Annotated in this window: 1 protein-coding gene; it reads right to left on the bottom strand. The window is 39.2% G+C overall.

Annotated elements, in window-relative coordinates:
* Window positions 1–207: 207 nt before the first annotated feature.
* The coding region (locus HRT96_RS00355) for a hypothetical protein (RefSeq protein ID WP_293150601.1) at window positions 208–1,060 on the bottom strand (853 nt) is incomplete at its 5' end.

Raw genomic sequence — 1,060 nt, 5'->3', positions numbered from 1 at the left:
GGTGGCCACCGCGCTGGATTCTCGGGTGAAGCAAGTTTGAAACTAACTGATTATGGCATTACGACTAATCTTGGACCGGCATCAGCGTATGTCGATATGACGTTTAATATTGAAGGTGTGCGTCTGTAAACTGGTTGTTTATTTAGCATAAAGCCAGTCGCTGTTGTCAGTGACTGGCTTTATGCATTTCAATACCTGCTTATTGGGTCAAACAGACTGATGAATCAGCTTAATATTATGGCTCTTTAAAATTTGTCGTTCCACTACGCTAGATAAGATAAACATCATTAAGTAACCGCTGCATAAAGCGATAATAATGGCGACGACATTTTCGGTAAACTGACTTAATAACTGGAAAGACAGCATGAGTGTGATAATACCACTGATACGAATACATAAACTGTGCATAAAGTATCCATGCGCTTTGATGTAAGCAAGTTGATGAGCATTTAGCATCATAAAAATAAAGAATAATGAAAAATGCAGCAGAACAGGCACTGCGCCAGCGTATTCATGAGGGAAAAGTGTAAGCACTAATGATTCACCAAACAATAACATGACCAAGAAAAACAGACTGCTAACAGCGAAAGATACTTTAAATACCCATTGACGGATAAGTTTGATTTGTTGATGGTCGCCATTTCGGACGCATACAGCTAGCTCGGGTAATACAAACCGATAGATAGGAAACACGAACAGCAGGGTTAAATAAGTAAATACCGGACGTACCACGACTTGGAAATCACCTAATTCGTCCACACTAAAATGTCGAATGGTCAGCAGTACGGTAATGTATATCATCAAAATACTCGCACCAGCTTCAAGTGATGCGGTGAAACTTTTTTTCACAAAATTAACTAACTTAGGATCGAAATGAACGCCTGCTAAAGGACGCGTTGAAATATCCCTGCGACGCTTTTTAAACATGTAAGCGGCAATGGCAAGTGATGATAGTGTTAAACCCATAAACAGTGATACCATGGCATCTAAGTTAAATACGTAATAACAAACAAAAAACATGAGTACATTAGCGAGAGGTTCTAACCAAACCACTTTATTC

This window comes from Moritella sp. (genome assembly GCF_013215705.1).
In the GTDB taxonomy this organism is placed as follows: domain Bacteria; phylum Pseudomonadota; class Gammaproteobacteria; order Enterobacterales; family Moritellaceae; genus Moritella.
This window is presented reverse-complemented; position numbering and strand designations above follow the sequence as displayed.